Origin of the sequence: Candidatus Accumulibacter aalborgensis, from assembly GCF_900089955.1 — a bacterium.
GTDB lineage: Bacteria > Pseudomonadota > Gammaproteobacteria > Burkholderiales > Rhodocyclaceae > Accumulibacter > Accumulibacter aalborgensis.
Genome location: NZ_FLQX01000102.1, coordinates 39,030 through 59,849, shown reverse-complemented (window position 1 = coordinate 59,849; position 20,820 = coordinate 39,030). Strand labels below are relative to the sequence as shown.

Below are 20,820 nucleotides of genomic sequence, written 5' to 3'. Positions count from 1 at the left end.
CTTGACGTGGAGAAATAACGATGATCGAGCCAGCAATGGAGCCAAGCTCGGAGCCAAAAACTACGCCAACTCGACCTGCGCGCCAAGCTCGACGACGCGGTTGGGCGGGATTTTGAAGAAAGCGGTCGCCGGGTCAGCGTTGCGGAACATCCAGGTAAACAGGATCTGCCGCCAGTACGCCATACGCACACGTCGCGAAATCGGCATCGTGACAACGGTCTCGCGGCCAAGAAAAAACGAGGTCTCCATCATATCGAAACGCAATCCCTGCTCAGCGCACAGTTCCATGATCCGCGGCACATCGGGGTCGTCCTTGAAGCCATAGCGGACGAACACCCGACTAAATCCCTCGCCGAGCGTTTCGATGCACACGCTGTCGCCTTCTGGGACATGGGGCACGTCTTCGGTGACCACATTGAGCAGGACAACGCGCTCGTGCAATACCTTGTTATGATACAGGTTATGGAGCAGGGCGCGCGGCACGCCTTCCGGGCTGGCGGTGAGGAAGATGCCGGTGCCATCGACACGGTGCGGTCCTCCGTCAGCGAGGCTGACCAGGAAGGCGTCGAGCGGTATCGAATCCTGCTGCAGTTTCTCATAGAGCAGGCGGCGACCGAGCCGCCAGGTCGAGAGCAGAGCAAAGACCGAAAAACCGAGCGCCAGCGGGAACCAGCCACCATCGAAGATCTTGATGACGTTGGCCGAAAAGAAGGCAAAATCGACGACCACAAAGAAGACCAGAAACAGCGCCGCGCGTGGCCAGCTCCACTTCCACAGCGCGCGGACGACGACGAAAGCCAGGATCGTATCAATCATCATCGTCAGTGTGACGGCGATACCGTAGGCCGAAGCCAGGTTGGTTGACGACTTGAAGCCCAGGACGACGATGATCACCGCCAGTAACAGCAACCAGTTGATGTTCGGGACGTAGATCTGGCCCTTTTCACGCTCGGAGGTAAACTTGATCCGGATGCGCGGACAATAGCCCAGTTGCATGGCCTGGCTAGTCAGCGAAAAGGCACCGGAGATCACGGCCTGCGAAGCGATCACCGTGGCAATGGTGGCCATGATGACCAGCGGGATCAGCAGCAGCTCACTCGGCGCCATCAGAAAGAAGGGATTCTCGATCGCTTTCGGGTCGTTGAGGATCAGCGCTCCCTGACCGAGGTAGTTGAGGTAGAGCAGCGGAAAGACAAAGGCAAACCACGCCCACTTGATCGCGCGACGGCCGAAATGCCCCATGTCGGCGTAGAGCGCTTCGCCGCCGGTGATCGCCAGCACGACCGAACCAAGCGCCAGAAAAGCCACGCCCTGATGCTTGATGACAAAAGCAATCGCGTACCAGGGGTTGATGGCCGCCAGCACCGATGGATACTGGATCACGTTCCACAGGCCGAGAGCGCCGAGGGTGGCGAACCAGAACATCATCAGCGGACCGAACAGCGCCCCCACGGCGGCAGTGCCGTGCCGCTGAAAAAGGAATAGCAGGATCAGGATGGATACGGTGATCGGCAGAACGTAAGGTGTGAGCAGCGGCGTCACGACTTCGAGCCCTTCGATTGCCGAGAGGACCGACATCGCCGGCGTGATCACGGCGTCACCGTAGAAGAGCGCGGCACCGAAAATTCCCAATGCCGACATCATCCACAGGATGCGCGGCGAGGCGTTCGCAGTGCGTAGCGCCAGCGCCGTCAGGGCCATGATGCCACCCTCACCCTTGTTGTCGGCGCGCATGATGAAAATCACGTATTTCAGTGAAACCGTGATCGTCAGTGCCCAGAATACCAGTGACAGGATGCCCAGCACGTTGTCCGCGGTGACCGGCAGCGGATGGTGGCCAGCGAAGACTTCCTTGACGGTGTACAGGGGACTGGTGCCGATGTCGCCAAAAACGACGCCCATCGCCGCCAGTGCGGTCGCCGCCAGTCCCGACTTTTCGCCGTGCGGCGTGTGCTCTGCTGTCATTTTCCCTCCCGGAATGGCACGCGATGAAGACCGCGTATTGCTTGTCTTTATGTCCCGGCTGGACAGCAGGCCGCGTAATCCGCCATTTTCTCACAGATCGGCGCTCGCGAGGCGAGCAGACGGGGATTGGCTACAACTCGACCTGCGACCCCAGTTCGACGACACGGTTGGGAGGTATCTTGAAGAAAGCGGTGGCCGTATCGGAGTTGCGGAACATCCAGTTGAACAATACCTGCCGCCAGCGCGCCATGTGCGGACGCGCGGCAAGCGGCAAGCGGACGACCGTCTCGCGACCGAGGAAGAACGAGGTGGCCATCATTTCGAAGCGCATTCCCTGCTCGGCGCACAGTTCCATGGCCCGCGGCACATCCGGGTCGTCCTTGAAACCGTAGCGGACGAACACCCGGTAGAAGCCGGCCGGGAGAACTTCGACCCGCACGCACTCGTCTTCGGGGACATGCGGCACGTCTTCGGTGACCACCTGCAGCAGCACCACTCTCTCGTGCAATACCTTGTTGTGGTTCAGGTTGTGGAGCATGGCCCGCGGCACGCCTTGCGGATGCGCAGTCAGGAAAACGCCGGTGCCGGCAACGCGCTGCGGTCCGCCCGTCGCGAGACCGGCAATGAAGGCTTCGAGCGGTAGCGAATCCTGCTGCAGTCGTTCATGGAGCAGCCGGCGACCGCGCTTCCAGGTGGACAGCAGCACAAACACCGACAGACCGAGCGCCAGCGGGAACCAGCCACCGTCGAAAATCTTGGTGACATTGCCCGCGAAGAAGGCAAAGTCGACGACGACGAAGAAGACCAGGAACAGCGCTGCGCGCGGCCAACTCCACTTCCATAGCGCACGGACGACGACAAAAGCGAGGATCGTGTCGATCATCATCGTCAGCGTGACCGCGATGCCGTAGGCCGAAGCCAGGTTCGACGATGAACGGAAACCCAGCACGACGATGATCACCGCCAGCAAGAGCAGCCAGTTGATGTTCGGGACATAAATCTGGCCCTTTTCGCGTTCCGAGGTAAACCTGACCTGGATACGCGGGCAGTAACCGAGCTGCATGGCCTGGCTGGTCAGCGAAAAGGCCCCTGAAATCACTGCCTGCGAAGCGATCACGGTCGCAAAGGTGGCCAGGACGACCAGCGGAATGAGCAGAATCTCACTCGGTACCATCCGGAAGAAGGGGCTTTCGATCGCCTGCGGGTCGTTGAGGATCAGCGCCCCCTGGCCAAGGTAGTTGAGGTAGAGCAGCGGAAAGACGAAGGCAAACCACGCCCACTTGATCGCGCGGCGACCGAAATGCCCCATGTCGGCGTAGAGCGCTTCGCCGCCGGTAATCGCCAGCACCACTGAACCCAGCGCCAGGAAAGCCAGGCCCTGATGGCGGGCGACAAACGCGAAGGCATACCAGGGATTGATCGCGGCGAGCACGGACGGATAGCGGATGACGTTGTACAGGCCGAGAACGCCAAGGGTGGCAAACCAGAACATCATCACCGGGCCGAATAGGGCGCCCACGGTCGCCGTCCCGTGCCGCTGAAGAACGAACAGCACGATCAGGATGGCGACGGTGATCGGCAGGACGTAGGGCTTGAGCAGCGGCGTCGCGACTTCGAGTCCTTCGACTGCCGAGAGAACCGACATCGCCGGTGTGATCACGGCGTCACCGTAGAAGAGTGCCGCCCCGAAAATGCCCAGCACCGATATCAGCCAGAGGGTGCGTGGCGAGGCATTGGCCGTGCGCAGCGCCAGTGCCGTCAGGGCCATGATACCGCCCTCGCCGCGGTTGTCGGCACGCATGATGAAGACGACGTATTTCAGTGAGACGGTGATCGTCAGCGCCCAAAAGACCAGCGACAGGATGCCCAGGACGTTTTCCGCGTTGACTGCCAGCGGGTGGTGGCCACGAAACACTTCCTTGACCGTATAGAGCGGACTGGTACCGATGTCGCCAAAGACGACACCCATCGCTGCCAGCGAGGTGGCCGCCAGACCCGACTTTTCGCCGTGCGGCGCGTTTTCTGCTGTCACTGCTCCCCCGCCGGAATTGGCGTCGCCCGATGTCGCGCGTTGCCGTGCCTACCCGTGCTCTTGCCGTCGGCAACGCGCTTGCGGGCATCTTCTCACAGATCGACGAAGATGGCGCATGCCGGTCAACGAAGTCTTCGGCGGCTGCCGGCGGGCATCCACAGTCGACCTCTGTCAGTGTCGTGGATGCTCGACTAGGAGCTGGCGCTGCCTTGCCGGCGCAGGAGCGAGTCGCGCTCAGCGATTTGTTCCGGAAACGATTTCATTTCGTTTCAAATGGCCAAAAGGCTCTCGAAACATGATCTTTGATCCGTCTGGCAGTGCTAGAATCCCGCCCTTCGATTAGTCACCTCATCATCAGGGAGTCGACACCGTGAGCGAAGAAAAGAACAAATTGACTACCCCGGAAACGCTGCAACAGGGCATCGCCGACGTGCATCTGAGCGAAGTGCGTTCGCTGCTCTCGCTGCAGAAACGGGTCGAAGAGCTCGTCGCGCCACTGGTGCGTGAACAGGGGACGCCCAGCCTTGATGAAGCCAGCCTGGAGATTCACGAGCAGTATCGCCGGGAACTTCGCCAGAAGCTCAAGCTGATGCCGCCGAAGGAAATCGCGTACATCCTTGAAGCGCTGGATGTCAATGAGCGCCTGGTCGTTTGGGATGAAGTCAAGGAAGGCGCCGATCCGATCCTGGCACTCCTCCCGGACGAGGTGCTCGAGGAGCTGATCGATGACAGCCACTACCGCAACGAAAAAACAGTCGTCAATGCGTTCGAACTGCGTGACGGTCGCCTGCGCCAGTTTACCGTCAGCAGCCCGGACGACCTGAAAGGCGTCAGCCCGATCTGGGTGGACCTGATTGCACCGACCAAGAAAATCCGCGGCTGGATCGGCAGCATGTATGACGTCGAAATACCTGACCCGGCGAGCCTGACCGACCTGGAAGCCAGCGCACGCTTCTATGTCGAGGACGACGGCGAGGTCCATCTGCACTCCGACTTCCTGCTCGATACCAGGGACGAGTCGCGCAACGTTCCGGTAGCCCTGATCCTGCACAACGAGATCCTGTTCACGGTGCGCAGCGAGGAGCTGCCGGTATTTCGCCTGCAGAGGGCGCGCGCGCGCACCCGGCCGGGCTATGTGACCGATGGCAAGGACGTCCTGCTCGATCTCTATGCCGCCGACGTCGAGTACTCGGCCAACTCGCTCGAGGATGTCTACGCCGAACTCGACAAGGTCGGCACGAAGGTCTTGCGCTCAAACATCACCGACAAGGAGGCGACAGAAATCCTCGCTGCCATTGCCGAGGCGGAGGACATCAATGGTCGTACGCGGCGCAGCGTCCTCGATACCCGGCGGGCGCTCTCCTTCCTGCTGCGCGGGAAATTGCTTTCCGATGCCCAGCATGCCGACGTCCGCGAGATCCTGCGCGACATCGAATCGCTCGACGGCCACACCGCATTCCTGTTCAACAAGATCAACTTCCTGATGGACGCCACCGATAGCGCGATCAACATCAACCAGAACAAGAACCTCAAGCGATTGACGGTGCTCAGCGTGGTCTTCATGCCGATCAATATGGCGGCCGGCATAGGCGGCATGTCCGAGTTTTCGGATATGGCCAAAGCCCTGGAGATTCCAATGACAACGGCCTATGCAGGGTTCATGGTCGGAATGCTCGCTCTCGCCGGTGGCACCTACGCCGGTCTGCGGTTTTTCGAGAACCGCAAGCAACGAATCACGCGCCAGGCAAGCGGCAGGGTGTTTTGATCTGACGGTCCCGTGCGCAAGATGCCCGGTAGGGGCGCAGCATGCTGCGCCCCTACCGGGCATCAACCGCGAGAAGCGATCCCGCATCAACCGCCGCACGCTGGAGCTTTCACAACCCGCCTATGAAACCTACCGAAGCCAGATGATAACCTGTGGGGCGAAGACCGCGCTGATTTCCGTGCGGGGATCGTTGCCTCGACAGTGCACAATGTGTACGCTGCTTGGGTAGGATCTGTATCACAAGGCCAAGCTGGAGGACTGTTACTTTGTCGCCAAGCCTTCCGCAGAGGTAGGGGCGCAGCGTGCTGCGCCCCTACCCTCCCAATCACCAGCCCCTGAACACCCCTTCCGCGGCGGCAATGGTGGCGGCGATATCGGCCTCGGTATGGGCGGCCGAAACGAAGCCGGCTTCGAAAGCCGAAGGCGCAAAGTAGTGGCCGGCATCGAGCATGGCGTGGAAGAAGCGATTGAAAGCCTCCTTGTCGCACTGCATCACTTCAGCGTAGGTCTGCGGGCACTCTGAGCGGAAGTACAGTCCGAACATGCCGCCGATCGCTTGCGCCGAGAACGGTACCCCATGTTGAGTGGCTGCCGAAACCAGCCCGTCGGTGAGCTGCCTGGTGCGCTGCGCCAGCCGTTCATGGAAACCGGCCACGTGCACCAGTTTCAGCGTCGCCAGACCGGCAGCGACGGCTACCGGATTGCCCGACAGTGTGCCTGCCTGGTACACCGGACCGAGCGGCGCGACCTTGGTCATGATCTCGCGTCGGCCGCCAAAAGCACCGACCGGCATGCCGCCGCCAATCACCTTGCCGAGCGTGGTCAGATCCGGATGGATGCCATAGAGACCCTGCGCACCCTGGGCGCCGACGCGGAAGCCGGTCATCACTTCGTCGAAGATCAGCACCGACCCGTACCGGCTGCACAGCTCGCGCATGGTCCGCAGGAACTCGGGCCGCGGCGCGACCAGATTCATGTTGCCGGCCACCGCTTCGACGATCACCGCCGCAATTTTCGCGCCATGCTCGGCAAAGGCCGACTCAAGTCCGGCGCTGTCGTTGTAGCCGAGAACCAGCGTGTGCCTGGCTAAATCGGCGGGAACGCCGCCGGAGCTCGGGTGACCGAAAGTCAGCATCCCGGAGCCCGCCTTGACCAGCAGACTGTCCGAGTGGCCGTGGTAGCAGCCCTCGAACTTGATCAACAGGTCGCGCCCGGTATGGCCGCGCGCCAGGCGGATGGCACTCATCGTCGCTTCGGTCCCCGAACTCACCAGGCGAACCATTTCGAGCGTCGGCAGCAGCTCACAGAGCAGGTCGGCCATGTCGACCTCGTTTTCGGTCGGTGCGCCAAAGGATAGCCCCCTGGCGGCCGTTTCCCGTACCGCAGCGACCACCTCGGGATGCGCGTGGCCAAGAATCAGCGGTCCCCAGGAGCCGACGTAATCGAGGTAGATCATGCCGTCGACATCGGTCACGCGCGGGCCCAAGCCTTCGACGAAAAACCGCGGCGTACCGCCGACCGAACGAAAGGCCCGTACCGGCGAGTTGACGCCACCCGGGGTGCGGCGCTGAGCGCGCTCAAAAAGTTGCTGATTGCGGGAGATCACGAGGATGTTCCTTGAACAGTGGTTGATAGGCCGAGGCGCGCGCGGCGCTATCCGCTGCCCCGAACAGGTCGCTGATCACGGCCAGCAGGTCCGCACCGGCGGCCAGCAGGGGCGAAGCATTCTCTGCGGTGATGCCGCCGATGGCACACGCCGGCACGGCCAGTTCGGCGCGGCAGCGCGTGAACAGCGACAGCGGCGCAGACACCGCCAGCGGCTTGGTCGGCGATGGATGTACCGCCCCGAAGGCAACATAATCTGCCCCCGCTGACACCGCCGTGCGTGCGCGATCGAAATCCGCATAGCACGAAGCGCCGAGCAAACGGCCGCTACCAAGCGCCTGTCGCGCGGCCACGAGATCACCGTCCGTGCCCCCCAGATGCACACCGTCGGCGTCGACGGCGAGCGCCAGCGCCAGATCGTCATTGATCAGCAGGCGGGCACCATACTGCCGGCAGAGGCGGCGCAGGGCGCCGGCCAATTCGGCTCGTCGCGCCCCGCCGGTACCCTTGTCCCGATACTGGACGAATGCCACCCCGCCACCCAGGACAGCCTCGACCCGGGCCAGCAGATTGGCCGGCGCCAGGCCCTGCGGGGTGATCGCATAAAGGCCGCGCAGTTTGCTGCGCGCGGGTTCAATCATTGAGCGCACCGCTGCGAGGCCGGAACTGATGGAAACGATCGGGAATGCACTGACCCATTCCCGGTCGGAAGCCGGCGACCAGCGACCTCCATGTATAGTCCTGAGCTTCCCATGCTGCCTCGTCCACCGACAATCCTCTCGCCAGACCAGCAGCGATGGCCGAGGCCAGCGTACAACCCGAACCGTGGTAGGTACCGGGCAGGCGATCCCACGCATCCCTGCGTACCAGTCCACTCTTTTGCCGATAGAGGCTGTTGACCACCCGCGCGGTATTGGCATGCGTACCGGTCAACAACACATACTCACAGCCCAGGACGAGCAAACGCTGCGCACAGTCGTCGAGGGTCGGATCTCCTGCCTCATCGTCGGCGTCATCGTCGTCGTCAGCCGCAGACAGTCGCTGAGCTTCGAGCGTATTCGGCGTCAGAATCGTGGTCCGCGGCAACAGCAACTCGCGCAGGGCGGCAATCATCTCTTCGTCGGCCAGTTCATCGCCGCGCCCGGACGCGAGCACAGGGTCGAGGACCACCGGAACGCCGGGATAATCGGCGAGGATCTCGGCGATTATCCCGATATTGTCGACACTGCCCAAGAGGCCAATCTTGAAAGCTGCGACCGGCATGTCTTCAAGCAAGGTCCGCGCCTGATCTTCGACCCAATCCGCATCAACTGCCATGATGCCCGCCACACCGACGGTATCCTGCACGGTCAGTGCCGTGGTCACCGACAGCGGATGGCAACCCATCGACGAGAGGGTCATCAAATCCGCCTGCAGCCCAGCGCCACCAGAGGGGTCGCTGGCGGCGAAGGTGAGAACGATAGGCGGCAGTGGCACGACGTGGGGGTTCATCAGGGCAGGTCTTGAGTCGGAGAAGGGTTGTGCCGGCGAAAGAAAGTCTTGGTAGCGAGAGAAAGCTTTGGCTAGAATCCTGCCTTTTTCTTCCCGATTCTAACCGAAAACCGACTGAAGCCATGAATACAGCTAGCAATCAACCCTATCGCACATGGATGTGCCTGACCTGCGGCTTCATTTACGATGAGGCCGCAGGTCTGCCTGACGAAGGCATCGCCCCCGGGACGCGCTGGTCGGATGTGCCCATCAACTGGACTTGCCCGGAATGCGGCGCGCGCAAGGAAGACTTTGAAAGTGTCGAAATATGAAAACAATGCGGTATAGTAGTGTGAAAAGGAGATCGGGTTGCATTCACGGGGCTTATAGAACGTAGAACCACCTTGGAGGAGAGAAGTGGCTGAAGCTGCAGACCTGCGCGGCGTCAAGGTCATGGTCATTGATGACAGCAACACCATACGGCGTAGCGCCGAGATTTTCCTGGTGCAAGCCGGTTGCCAGGTGGTCCTTGCCGAAGATGGTTTCGATGCCTTGGCGAAAATTGCCGATCACCAGCCCGCCGTGATTTTCTGCGACATCTTGATGCCGCGACTTGACGGCTACCAGACTTGTGCCTTGATCAAGAAGAACCACCGTTTCCGCGCCACGCCGGTGATCATGCTATCGTCGAAGGATGGCTTGTTTGACCGCGCACGTGGGCGCATGGTGGGCTCCGACCGATACCTGACAAAGCCCTTCACGAAGGATAGTCTGTTGCAGACGGTGGCGGCTTTTTCGCTCCCGTCCGCCTGAAGAAACCCGGATTCATTGACCGACAGCCGAGGGAGCTAGAGATCATGGCCATCAAGAAGATCCTCGTTGTTGACGATTCGCCGACCGAACGTCACGTGATGAAAACATTGCTGACCGGCAATGGCTACGAGGTCATTACCGCCGAAAGCGGTGAAGAGGGCATCGCCAAGGCAAAAAGCGAATTGCCCGACTTGATCTTGATGGACATTGTCATGCCAGGTCTCAACGGCTACCAGGCCACTCGAACCCTGACCCGTAATGAAGCAACCAGGAATATTCCGATCATCGTGTTTACCACCAAGGATCAGGAAACCGACAAGATCTGGGGTTTGCGACAGGGCGCACAGGACTACCTGGTAAAGCCCGTCAATGGTCAGGAGTTGCTGGCCAAGATCGCTGTGCTCTGAACGGGACGGGAATGTCCAAGAAAGTCCGCCTGCACGAATTCCAGTCCTACCTCGCGGCAAGGCTGGCCGGCACCAGCGCTCAGAGTGCTGCAGGATTACTCGGCATTCAGGCCGGTTCAGACTACTGGCTTCTCGACCTGGCCGATTCGGGCGAAATCGTTCCGCTCACACCGCTGACCAACGTCCCTTTGACCAAACCCTGGTTCGCGGGTATCGCCAACATTCGCGGCAACCTGTACTCGGTGGTCGACTTGTCCGCCTTTCTGGGCAAGGAAGCAACACCCCAGAATGGCAGCTCGCGACTTCTGCTGATCGGCACCCGTCATGGCACCAACGCAGCGCTGCTGGTCACGCGCATGATCGGTCTGCGCAATGTCGAAGCCTTGACTCCCGAAGCGCCTGATCCGCAAGCGCCGGACTGGGCGCAGCAAGTCTATGGCGACAACGAGGGACGGCGCTGGAGGAAACTCCAGGTGCGAGGATTACTGGCTGACCAGGGATTCATGGACATTGGCGTTTGAGCCGTTTTTGCATCGGGACATGCTCGACGACAGCTAAGTCGCGCCATCGAGACAATGTAATTGGAGAGGTGAAATGAGTTTCAAGCCCAAGCTGCCTGCTTTCTTGTCCCGGACCACTGACACGGCTGGCGAAACGCTGCTGGCCCGGCCGGTCGTCGATTCAGATGCGCCCGCGAGACGAGGGAGGATTCCGTTTGCAGCCGCTCTGCTTGATCGCTACCCGGTAGGCAAACAGTTGCAGATGCTTGGCGGCGCGCTGGTCCTGGTGATGCTGCTGATCGCCACCGTCGTCTATCGTGACAGCCGTCAGTCGACCTACGGCACCGCCTACATTGCCGCCGCAGGTGAAATGCGGATGCTGTCGCAACGATTGGCAAAAGCCTCCAGCCTGGCCCTGCTCGGTGACCCGGCCGCTTTCAAGCAGCTCAGGGACTCCCGTGACAGCTTCGCCGCCAACCTTGAGGGACTGACCAATGGTGGCGAACTGGCGGGCATACAGCTTCCTCCTTCGCCAGCCAGCGTTCAGCCACAGTTGCAGGTGCTGACACAAATCTGGGACAAGACCGAGAAAAGCTCCTCGCGCCTGCTGGAGATGGAAAAGAACCTGGTCTCGCTGGGCAAGGACGTGGCGTCCATCAACGACAAGAATCCGCAGTTGCTGGAACTGTCGGAGCAAGTCGCTGCACTCAAGCTGCAGAGCAGTGCTGGAGTGCGCGAGATTGCTGCCGCCAACCAGTTGGTGATGCTCACCCAGAGGATCGCAAAGAACGCCAGCGCGCTCCTTGTCGGTAATGCCATCGACCCTGAGATCGCCTTTCTCCTGGGCAAGGACACCAACACCTTTCGTGACACGCTGAAGGCGCTGGCCAAGGGGAGCGAAGTGCTGCGCATTGCCGCGGCGACGGACGGCGATACAAAGCAGAAGCTCAACGAGCTGGAGGCCAGGTTCGGCGAGTATCGAACAGCCGTCGGCGGCATCCTTGGCAACATGCAGCGGCTGGTCATTGCCAAACAGGCAGGTTCGCAGATCTTCCGTGACAGCGAAGAGTTGCTTGAAGTCACCGACCAATTGGCGCAGGCTTATCACAGCAGCACCCTGAAACGCACCGCCTATGGCATTGCCTTGTTCGTCCTGATTGCGCTCGCCATCGCGCTGCTGTTTCTGCTTGCCCGGACCTACCTTGCCGAATCCCAGCGTCAGGCCCAGGCGGCCGAGCAAAGCCGACAGGCGACCGAGGCGCTGAACCGCCAGAACCAGGGCGCCATCCTGCGCTTGATGAACGAACTTGGCGACCTTGCCGACGGCGACCTGACGGTCACCGCCACGGTTTCCGAGGATATCACCGGCGCGATTGCCGACTCGATCAACTACACGATCGAAGAACTCCGCGTGCTCGTGGGCCGAATCAACGACGCTGCCGGCCGGGTGACGGTCGCGACCGGCATGGCCCAGCAGACTTCCACCGAGTTGCTTGCCGCCGCCGAACGTCAGGCGGTCGAGATCAAGGCGACAGGTCAGTCCGTGCTGGCCATGGCGACGTCGATGACCAATGTATCGACTGACGCGAAGCAGTCCTCAACCGTGGCGCGACAGGCGCTGGCGTCTGCCGACAAGGGCACGCAGGCGGTAGAGGACTCGATCAAGGGAATGAACAAGATCCGCGAGCAGATTCAGGAGACCTCGAAGCGGATCAAGCGCCTTGGCGAATCCTCACAGGAAATCGGTGAAATCGTCGAGCTGATTTCGGACATCACCGAGCAGACCAACGTGCTGGCACTCAACGCCGCCATTCAGGCTGCTTCGGCCGGCGAAGCGGGACGCGGCTTCACCGTTGTTGCCGAGGAGGTGCAGCGACTCGCTGAACGTTCTGGCGAAGCGACCAAGCAGATTGGGGCGATCGTCAGGACCATCCAGACCGATACCCAGGACACCGTTTCGGCGATGGAAGAGTCGACCCGCGGCGTGGTCGAAGGAGCGAGGTTGTCCGACGCCGCCGGTCAGGCGCTGGCAGAGATCGGTGCGGTGTCGAACTCGCTCACCGTGCTGATTGAAAACATCGCCAGCGCCACGCGCCAGCAGGCCGACTCGGCAACCAAAGTGGCCCGCAACATGCAGGAAATACTACTCGTCACTGGGCAGACGACGGCCGGCACGCAACAGACGGCGACGGCGATTGGCGAACTGGCGGGTCTGGCGACGGAACTGAAGGGGTCCGTCGCCGGCTTCAAGGTGTCCTGAGCTTCGACGCCAGAAGACTGAAGTGGAGAACCTGTCCCCCATGAATACCCCGACGGGCTTCGATATCGGCCCGCTGACCTGGGTCAAGAGCGAGATCGACCTTGCGCTGGAGCGTGGCGACAAGGCACTGCAAAAGTTCACGGCGAGTGCTGCCGAGGCCTCCGGCGATCTGACGCAAGTCCGCTTCTGTCGGACCCATCTGCACCAGGTACAAGGTGCTCTGACGATCGTCGGACTGGACGGTGTCACGCAGTTCAGTGAAGCGCTGGAGTCCCTGTTGGAGGCCATCGAAAAACACGAGCGGCCCGCCTCCGAGGCTTCCGTGGACCTTGCGCAACGCTCGATGGCGGCGCTGCGCCATTACCTCGACGATCTGCTCGCCGGCCAGCCAAACCAGCCACTGCGGCTCATGCCGCTCTATCGAGAGGTCCAGCAGGCACGCGGGCAAGGGCGAGTCTTTCCGACGGATCTTTTCTTTCCTGACCTCCTCGTGCGGCCGCCGCACCGTGCGGGTCCGCTGGCGTTGCTCGGTCGCAATGCGAGTCAGCGCGCACTGCATCAGCAGAGGGCACACTTTCAGCGTGGCCTCCTGTCGTGGTTGCGGGCGCCAAAGGAACGAGCCGGGCTACCGGAAATGCGCGAGGCCGTGAAGCGCATCGAGGCGATCCAGGAAATGCCCTCGGCGCGATCGTTCTGGTGGGTCGCGACGGCTTTCCTGACCGCCCTGGCCGAAGGCGCGCTACCGGCTGACGCCGATGCCAGGCAACTGTGCACGCGCATCGACCTGCAAATTCGCCGACTTCTCGAAGGCTCGAGCAACGTCGCCGAGCGCCTGATGCGCGATGCGCTCTATCTGGTCGGCAGCGCCGACAGCGATGATCGCGCGGTACTCGAGGTCAAGGACGCCTACCAGTTGGCGGCTTTGATGCCCAGCGCGTCGGCGGCGATGCCGGTCGCCGTGGCTGCCTTGCAGCGCCGCTTGCGTGACGTGATTGTGGCCACCGAAGAGAGCTGGAGCAAGTTCTGCGCCGGAACGACCCAGGCTCTCCAGACCTTCCGGGCAAACGCCACGACCCTGTCGACGCTGGTCGACGAACTGGGTCATGCGGACTATCGACGGTTGGTGCACGCGATTACCGATGTCGCCAGCCTGCTGACGCAGACACCCTCTCGCCACAGCGAAGCTCTGGCCATGGAAACCGCGACAGCGATCCTGCTCACCCAAAGCGCGCAGGAGAACATTCAGTACCTGGACCGCAGTTTCGCGCACCAGGTTGACGTCATGGTTGACCGGCTTCGTCTTTGTGTTTCCGGATCCCTGCCGCAATCCGGATCGGAGTTACCAGCGCTCGACGCCATGTCGCGCCAGGCACAGGAAAAGCTGCTGGTTGCTCAGGTCGCCAGAGAAATTCAAAACAACCTTGCCCAAATCGAGCAGGTGCTTGATGGCTTCTTCCGTGATGCCGAGAAGTCTGCCGATCTCGACGCTCTCGAGACCCCCCTGCGACAGGTCATCGGTGCACTGACCATGATGCGTCATGACGGCGCGGTGGCTGTTCTGCGCCAGTGCACGACAGACATCCGAGGCTTCTCAAAGCCGGGGTATGCCCCCCACGAGGGCGACTTCGAGCGTGTCGCCGAGCGGCTGTCGCTGGTCGGCTTCTTCGTTGACGCGCTGCAACACGGAGCTGCCGACTTCGAGAGCTTCGTCAGCAATATGCAGTCTGGCACAGCGCCAAGATCGGTCGATGAGCAAGCAACGGCCACGGTCGAGCAACAGGTGGAGCAGCAGAAACGCGACGCGCACGCGCTGTTGGTAGCACTCAAGGAACAGCCCACCGACGCCGGTCTGCGCCAAGAAGTTCAACAAAACCTCGCGGCCCTGCAAAAAGATGCCGATCTGGTTGCCGACAAGAAACTCGGGCAGCAGACCAAGGAGGTTCTCTCGGCGCTGGCTGCTGGTGGCGATGCCGCGCGGCAGATCGACGAAGCGATGGCCACGCTCAAGCCACAGACGGCAGAAGCACCGCCACCGTCGGCAGAGACGATCCAGCTCTCGCAAGCGACCAATGAGGAAGTCGATGCCGAATTGCTCGAAATCTTCCTTGAGGAAGCGGACGAGGTCCTGGCCAGCATTGGGCAGAACTTCCAGCTCCTGAAAGAGCGGCTGCACGATACGGAACTGCTGACCGCGATCCGTCGTTCGGTGCACACGCTCAAGGGCAGCGGCCGCATGGTTGGGCTGAAGGATCTCGGCGAGGCAGCATGGGCGATAGAGCAGGTCCTGAACCTCTGTCTACGGCAGGAACAGGAAGTGACTCCTGCCCTCCTCGACCTGATCGGGCAGACGCGGACCGTTTTTGTCGCCTGGGTCGAGTATCTGAAAACCGGCCACGGCAATCCCCCTGACGCCACCGGCATGCTCGCTGCCGCCGAGTTGCTGCGCCTGGGCAGCGAAGCCGCCGAGCCTCAGCAGATCAGCGACGTGTTGGTGCAACCGGTCGGCAGTGCCGCAGAGGCGACCGGTGCGCCGCTACCGGCGGCGGCCAGCATGCTGGCCGATGGCGAACTACAGGCGACCGAAGATGATCGCAAGACGCGCTCTCGGCTTTCCCTTGCTGCCGATCTGGCCGAGATCTTCAACGCCGAGGCCGGTGCTCACCTGGCCACCCTGCAACGCGAGTTCTCACTGCTCGAAGCCAACGCCGTCGCCCCGGCAAGCCGCGAACTGTATCGTGCCGCCCATACGCTGGCCGGCATCGGGGCAACGGTGGGCATCGTGGCGGTCAACCAACTGAGCCACGCGCTCGAAGCGGCGCTCTTGCGCCACAACCACGCCGTGCATGCCGACAGTCAGGATGCGCTCGCCACCATCCGGGAGGCGATCGCCGAACTGGCCTCGATGCTCGCCGACGTCGCCGGTGAGCAGCAGCCCGAAGCCACTCCCGCCCTCGTCGAGGTTCTCGACGCACTTTATCTCGAGCCGTCTACCGAGCAACAGGCAACGCCGGCTGCGGCGGACAGCGCGCCAGCGCCAGCGCAACCGGCAAAACCAGCCCCGGCAGTCCCCGAACCGGTACCGACAGCGAGTGCCAGCGGCATGGCCGTCGAGGTGCCGCAACTGCAGGACGAACTTGACGAGCAACTGCTGCCGTTGTTTGTGGAGGAAGCACTCGAGCTCAATCAGGGCATCGCCACGTGTTTGCGTGCTTGGCGCAGCAATCCGTCGGATGCTGAAATCGCGCGTCGACTGGCCCGTTTGTTCCATACGCTCAAAGGTAGCGCGCGGATGGCCGGTGCCATGAATCTTGGCGAACTGACGCACGCCATCGAAACGCGCATTGAGGAAGCGCAGCGTACTGGTGCTGTGCCGCCCGAGACGATCGACGACATCGACAATACCTTTGACGTCATCGTGCAGATTGTCGACAAACTGCAGCGCGGCGAATCGCTTGACCCACTGGTCGAGGTCCCGGATGACGCCACGTCAGCACCTGCGATGGAAGCGAGAGTGAGCGTCGACGATGGCGCTATGGCCGTCGATCGGGGTGCGGCGGCGACCCCGGAAAGCGATACCGACGCACCCGAGCAGCGCGCCATGCTGCGCGTCCGCGCCGACCTGATTGACCGACTGGTCAACGAAGCCGGCGAATTGTCGATTGCCCGCTCGCGGATCGAAGGCGAGACGCGAGCCATGAAGGCCTCCTTGCTCGACCTCACCGAGAACGTCATCCGTCTGCGTCGGCAACTGCGCGATATCGAGCTCCACGCCGAGTTGCAGATGCAGTCAAGTACCGCGCAAACCGACGAGCGCCATACCGATTTCGATCCACTTGAGTTCGACCGCTTCACACGCTTCCAGGAACTGACGCGAATGATGGCCGAATCGGTCAACGATGTCGCCACGGCCCAGCAGAGCCTGCTCAAGAACCTGGATGACGCCAACGCCGCCATTCTCGCTCAGTCACGTCTGAACCGTGATCTGCAACAGGAGTTGATGTCTATCCGCATGGTGCCATTCGGCAGCATTGTCGATCGCCTCTACCGTATCGTTCGGCAGGCGGGGAAGGAAATCGGCAAGCGGGCAAACCTTGAAATCAGCGGTGCTCAACTGGAACTCGACCGAACGGTTCTCGACAAGATGTTGGCACCACTGGAACATATGCTGCGCAACGCCGTCGCACACGGACTTGAAGCGGCCGACGTTCGCCTGGCTCAGGGCAAGCCGGAGATTGGTGAAATATCGGTGACCCTGGCGCAGGAAGGTAATGAGGTGATCCTCTCCTTCGCCGATGACGGCGCCGGCCTCGACCTGGACCGACTGCGGGAACGCGGTCTGGCTGCTGATCTGTTGACTGCGGATGAAGCGGCTGACCCTGCTCAGGTGGTGGAACTTATTTTTGCGCCGGGAATTTCGACCGCCAGCGAAGTGTCGCGCCTGTCTGGTCGCGGCATCGGGATGGATGTCGTCAAGAGCGAGGTGGCCAGCCTTGGCGGCCGCATCGACGTCAACTCCAGCGCCGGCCTGGGCACCACTTTCCGGCTCTATCTGCCGCTCACGCTGGCAGTGACCAAGGCCCTGCTGGTGCGCTCCGGCAACCGCGAGTACGCGATTCCATCAGCCTTGATCGAGCAGGTACTCGATACCCGGGAAAAGGGACTGGCCCGTATGCGCGAGGCCAGCGTCGCCGAGTGGTCTGGAAGGCGATATCCCTTCCATTACCTGCCTCACCTCCTCGGTGACTCCCGGGCCCTGCCGGAGAAGCATCACCAGTACTGGGTACTGCTGTTGCGTAGCGGAACCGGTAGAATCGCCCTGCAGGTCGATGGCTTGATCGGCAATCAGGAAATCGTCGTCAAGAACGTCGGACCTCAACTCGCCAGGGTCATCGGCGTCGATGGCGCGACGGTACTCGGCAACGGCCAGGTGCTGCTGATCCTCAACCCGGTTGCCCTGGCCAGTCGGACGCGCAGCACGCCGCCGGTGGCACCAGTGCCCACCGTACGTGAGGCGACGGCGACTGACAGTGTCACCGCCACCCTGCCAACGGTGATGATCGTCGATGACTCGCTGACCGTGCGCAAGATCACCAGTCGATTGCTGGCCCGCGAAGGCTACCAGATCATGACCGCCAAGGATGGGACGGATGCCCTCGAACAACTGGTCGCCATGGTCCCCGATGTGATGCTGGTCGACATCGAGATGCCGCGCATGGACGGCTTCGAACTCACCAGGAACATACGCGCCGACCAGCGCCTGCGGAGCGTGCCGATCATCATGATTACCTCGCGAATGGCTGACAAGCACCGGCAGTACGCCTTCGAACTGGGAGTTAACCAGTACCTTGGCAAGCCCTATCAGGAAGACGAACTGCTGCGCCTGGTAGCCGAACACGTCAAGGAGCAGCGAGGCGCTTGACGACCGCGTAGCGTTGCAGCGTCCGGCGCCTCGCCTCTTCATGGTCGACCACCGGCGCTGGCGTCTGACGTCCGATGAATACGCCGCAGGCGGCCTGCTCGGCCAGGCTCATGCGCCATGGCGCGTGAATGAACTTGTCCGGCACAGCGGCAAGTTCCGGCAGGTAGCGGCGAATGAAGCTGCCAGCGGCGTCAAAACGCTCGGACTGCGTGACCGGGTTGAAGATACGGAAATACGGTTGCGCGTCGCAGCCGCTTGACGCTGCCCATTGCCAACCGCCGTTATTGGCCGCCAGATCGAAGTCATTGAGCTGGCGGGCGAAATAGGCCTCGCCCAGCCGCCAGTCGATCCCCAGGTCCTTGGTCAGGAACGAGGCAACCAGCATGCGCAGGCGATTGTGCATGTAACCGGTGCGGTTCAGTTGCCGCATGGCGGCATCGACCAGCGGATAGCCGGTGCGCCCGGCAGACCAGGCGGCCAGCGCCGCGGCCGCCTGCGGCCCCTGTTCCCAGGCGATGGCGTCATACGGCGGCTTGAAGGCGCGCTTGGCGACGTGCGGAAAGCGGTCCAGAATCATGAAGTAGAAGTCGCGCCAGACAAGCTCGGAAAGCCAGGTTGCAGCGCCTTCGCCACCCTCGCGCAAGGCACCTGCGGCCAGCGCGCTGGAAATCAGTTCACGAACCGAGACCGTGCCGAAACGCAGATGCACCGAGAGGCAGGACCCCCCCTTCACGGCAGGAAAATCCCGCTGCTGCCGGTAGCGCGTCATTCGCCCGAGAAAGTCGCCCAGGAGTTGTCGTCCGCCAGACATTCCCGGCACGATGCCTAGGGACCGCAGATCGGTAACCGCAAAACCGATCTCCACCAGCGAGGGCACGCCATTGGCGCCCGGATCGGCGCCAGAAGCGGCGGCCAGAATCCCTGCGCCAGCGGCATGCGGCTGCCAATCATCCTCGGTCAGGCGCTTGAGCCAGGCGTTCCTGTAGGGTGTGAACACCGTGTACGGACGTCCGGCCTGCGTCAGCACCTCATCGCCGTCAAGGACAGCCTGATCCTTGAAGGACTCGAAGGCGATTCCGTTTTCGTTCAATGCTACCATCACGGCGGCATCACGTTTCTTGGCCTGTGGTTCGTAATCGCGATTGGCGAATACCGCCGCGACGCCCAGCTCGCTGGCCAGTGCCGGGATCTCGCTGACCGCCCAGCCATGACGCACCAGCAAGGCGCCGCCGCGCTCGCGCAGCGCGATATCCAGCTCGACCAGCGATTCGCGAATGAACTCGACCCGTCGATCGGCGCGCTGGTCCAGCGCGTCGAGGATCTCCCGATCGAAAACGAAGGCGCAGTAGACGCGCCGTCCGCGCCGCAGCGCTTCGCACAACGCGGAGTGATCGGTATCACGCAGGTCGCGCCGAAACCAGACGAGAATCGAATCCAATGGCTTGATAACCTTTGTGTCAGCCGCCAGCGCCGATTAAAATAGGCACATGCACAGCATTAATCTGACTGACCATTTTCTCATTGCCATGCCGGCCATGGTAGATTCTTATTTCTCAAGGGCCCTGGTCTACGTCGCCGAACACAATGATCGAGGAGCGCTGGGGGTGATCGTCAATCGGCCGATCGACATGCGCCTGGGGACCCTCCTCGAGAAGATAGACCTTTCCCTCGAGGCCCAGGACCTTACCGATCTGCCAGTGCTCTTCGGTGGGCCGGTACAGACCGACCGCGGCTTCGTCCTCCACCGACCGATCGGCCAGTGGCAGTCTACGCTGGTGGTGAATAAGCACGTCGGGCTGACCAGCTCGCGTGATATCCTGCAGTCGGTCGCCAGCAGTGGACAGCCACGCGACCTGATGGTCGCGCTCGGCTACGCGGGCTGGTCTGCCGGCCAGCTCGAGCACGAGTTGGCGCAGAACGCCTGGTTGACCGTGCCGGCAGAACTGCGCATCCTTTTCGAACTGCCCTACGAGGAGAGACTGGCATCGGCACTCGAACTGCTCGGTGTCAATCTGACCCATCTTGCCGATCAGGCCGGGCATGCCTGACGCAGCCGGCCTACCCAGGGGCACGGTACTCGCGTTCGACTTCGGCGAAAGACGCATCGGTGTCGCCGTCGGCGAATGGCAACTCCTGCAGGCCCATGCCTTGACCACGATTCACGGCGATGGCAATAACCAGCGTTTCTCGGCCATCGCCGCACTGATCGACGAGTGGCGGCCAGCCAGCCTGGTCGTCGGGCAGCCGACCTCACTTGACGGCACGGCACATGCCATGACCGCGCGCTGCCAGCGCTTCGCGAACCAGTTGCGCGGTCGCTTCGGTCTCCTCGTCGAGTATGCCGAGGAGCGACTGTCCTCATACGAAGCGCAGGACCGACTTCTGGCCGCCGGCCACAATACCCGCAGCGCGAGAGGGTATCTCGATGCCGTGGCTGCCCAACTGATCCTGCAGAGCCATTTTGACCGCGCCGGCAGTCAGGACTCGCGGCCTTACCACCCCTGATGATCGTTGCCCTCCCTTGCAGGGCGCATTCCGGCTTGCACGCCGGAATCGCTCGATGTGCACGGAGCATGCTCCGTGA

At 62.0% G+C, this 20,820-nt stretch carries 15 protein-coding genes; 9 read left to right on the top strand and 6 right to left on the bottom strand.

What is annotated here, in order from left to right; all coding sequences use genetic code 11:
- Positions 1-60: 60 nt before the first annotated feature.
- Together ACCAA_RS08350 and ACCAA_RS08345 are read right to left on the bottom strand one after the other, a co-directional pair.
- A complete protein-coding gene (locus ACCAA_RS08350) occupies positions 61-2,034 on the bottom strand; it encodes a potassium transporter Kup (protein ID WP_425394471.1) in 1,974 nt (657 codons plus the stop codon).
- A gap of 61 nt (positions 2,035-2,095) precedes the next feature.
- Complete coding sequence (locus ACCAA_RS08345; protein ID WP_186406839.1) at positions 2,096-3,934, bottom strand: potassium transporter Kup; 1,839 nt, start codon at positions 3,932-3,934, stop codon at positions 2,096-2,098.
- A 433-nt stretch (positions 3,935-4,367) separates the two neighbouring features.
- On the opposite strand from ACCAA_RS08345, the gene ACCAA_RS08340 reads away from it, so the two are divergent.
- Positions 4,368-5,762, top strand: coding sequence for a CorA family divalent cation transporter (locus tag ACCAA_RS08340; protein ID WP_186406781.1), 1,395 nt, complete (start codon positions 4,368-4,370; stop codon positions 5,760-5,762).
- A gap of 325 nt (positions 5,763-6,087) precedes the next feature.
- Here ACCAA_RS08340 and hemL read toward each other — a convergent pair whose 3' ends face one another.
- Genes hemL through thiD form a run of 3 tightly spaced genes read right to left on the bottom strand, consistent with a single transcriptional unit; the run spans position 6,088 to position 8,858 of the window.
- A complete protein-coding gene (gene hemL, locus ACCAA_RS08335; RefSeq protein WP_186406780.1) occupies positions 6,088-7,368 on the bottom strand; it encodes a glutamate-1-semialdehyde 2,1-aminomutase in 1,281 nt (426 codons plus the stop codon).
- On the bottom strand, positions 7,340-8,008 hold the full coding sequence (gene thiE, locus ACCAA_RS08330) for a thiamine phosphate synthase (protein ID WP_186406779.1): 669 nt from the start codon (positions 8,006-8,008) through the stop codon (positions 7,340-7,342). Before thiE ends, hemL begins: the two co-directional genes overlap by 29 nt.
- Positions 8,001-8,858 (bottom strand): bifunctional hydroxymethylpyrimidine kinase/phosphomethylpyrimidine kinase, encoded by an 858-nt coding sequence (gene thiD, locus ACCAA_RS08325; protein ID WP_186406778.1) that lies wholly within the window; start codon positions 8,856-8,858, stop codon positions 8,001-8,003. Before thiD ends, thiE begins: the two co-directional genes overlap by 8 nt.
- 122 nt (positions 8,859-8,980) lie before the next feature.
- Here thiD and ACCAA_RS08320 point away from each other — a divergent pair, with 122 nt between their 5' ends.
- The 6 genes from ACCAA_RS08320 (at position 8,981) to ACCAA_RS08295 (ending at position 18,236) form a co-directional block, all read left to right on the top strand.
- On the top strand, positions 8,981-9,169 hold the full coding sequence (locus tag ACCAA_RS08320; RefSeq protein ID WP_186406838.1) for a rubredoxin: 189 nt from the start codon (positions 8,981-8,983) through the stop codon (positions 9,167-9,169).
- 121 nt (positions 9,170-9,290) lie between these two features.
- Entirely contained in the window at positions 9,291-9,650 is a 360-nt protein-coding gene (locus ACCAA_RS08315) for a response regulator (protein WP_186406837.1), read from the top strand.
- Between the two features lie 44 nt (positions 9,651-9,694).
- Positions 9,695-10,057 (top strand): response regulator, encoded by a 363-nt coding sequence (locus ACCAA_RS08310; RefSeq protein ID WP_186406777.1) that lies wholly within the window; start codon positions 9,695-9,697, stop codon positions 10,055-10,057.
- Between the two features lie 11 nt (positions 10,058-10,068).
- Complete coding sequence (locus ACCAA_RS08305) at positions 10,069-10,578, top strand: chemotaxis protein CheW (RefSeq protein ID WP_186406776.1); 510 nt, start codon at positions 10,069-10,071, stop codon at positions 10,576-10,578.
- Positions 10,579-10,651: 73 nt separating this feature from the next.
- Positions 10,652-12,817 carry a methyl-accepting chemotaxis protein gene (locus ACCAA_RS08300; RefSeq protein ID WP_186406775.1) on the top strand — a complete coding sequence of 722 codons (2,166 nt, stop codon included), beginning with the start codon at positions 10,652-10,654 and terminating at the stop codon, positions 12,815-12,817.
- A 40-nt stretch (positions 12,818-12,857) separates the two neighbouring features.
- Positions 12,858-18,236: a hybrid sensor histidine kinase/response regulator gene (locus ACCAA_RS08295; protein WP_186406774.1), complete on the top strand. Its 5,379-nt coding sequence runs from the start codon at positions 12,858-12,860 to the stop codon at positions 18,234-18,236.
- Here the strand turns inward: ACCAA_RS08295 and ACCAA_RS08290 are convergent.
- Positions 18,214-19,674, bottom strand: coding sequence for a cryptochrome/photolyase family protein (locus tag ACCAA_RS08290; protein WP_186406773.1), 1,461 nt, complete (start codon positions 19,672-19,674; stop codon positions 18,214-18,216). The genes ACCAA_RS08295 and ACCAA_RS08290 overlap by 23 nt on opposite strands.
- 49 nt (positions 19,675-19,723) lie before the next feature.
- On the opposite strand from ACCAA_RS08290, the gene ACCAA_RS08285 reads away from it, so the two are divergent.
- Together ACCAA_RS08285 and ruvX are read left to right on the top strand one after the other, a co-directional pair.
- On the top strand, positions 19,724-20,284 hold the full coding sequence (locus ACCAA_RS08285) for a YqgE/AlgH family protein (RefSeq protein ID WP_186406772.1): 561 nt from the start codon (positions 19,724-19,726) through the stop codon (positions 20,282-20,284).
- The gene (ruvX, locus tag ACCAA_RS08280; RefSeq protein WP_186406771.1) at positions 20,277-20,741 is read left to right on the top strand and encodes a Holliday junction resolvase RuvX; all 465 of its coding nucleotides are present in this window, start codon (positions 20,277-20,279) and stop codon (positions 20,739-20,741) included. The genes ACCAA_RS08285 and ruvX overlap by 8 nt, the downstream gene beginning before the upstream one ends.
- The last annotated feature ends 79 nt before the right edge of the window (positions 20,742-20,820 follow it).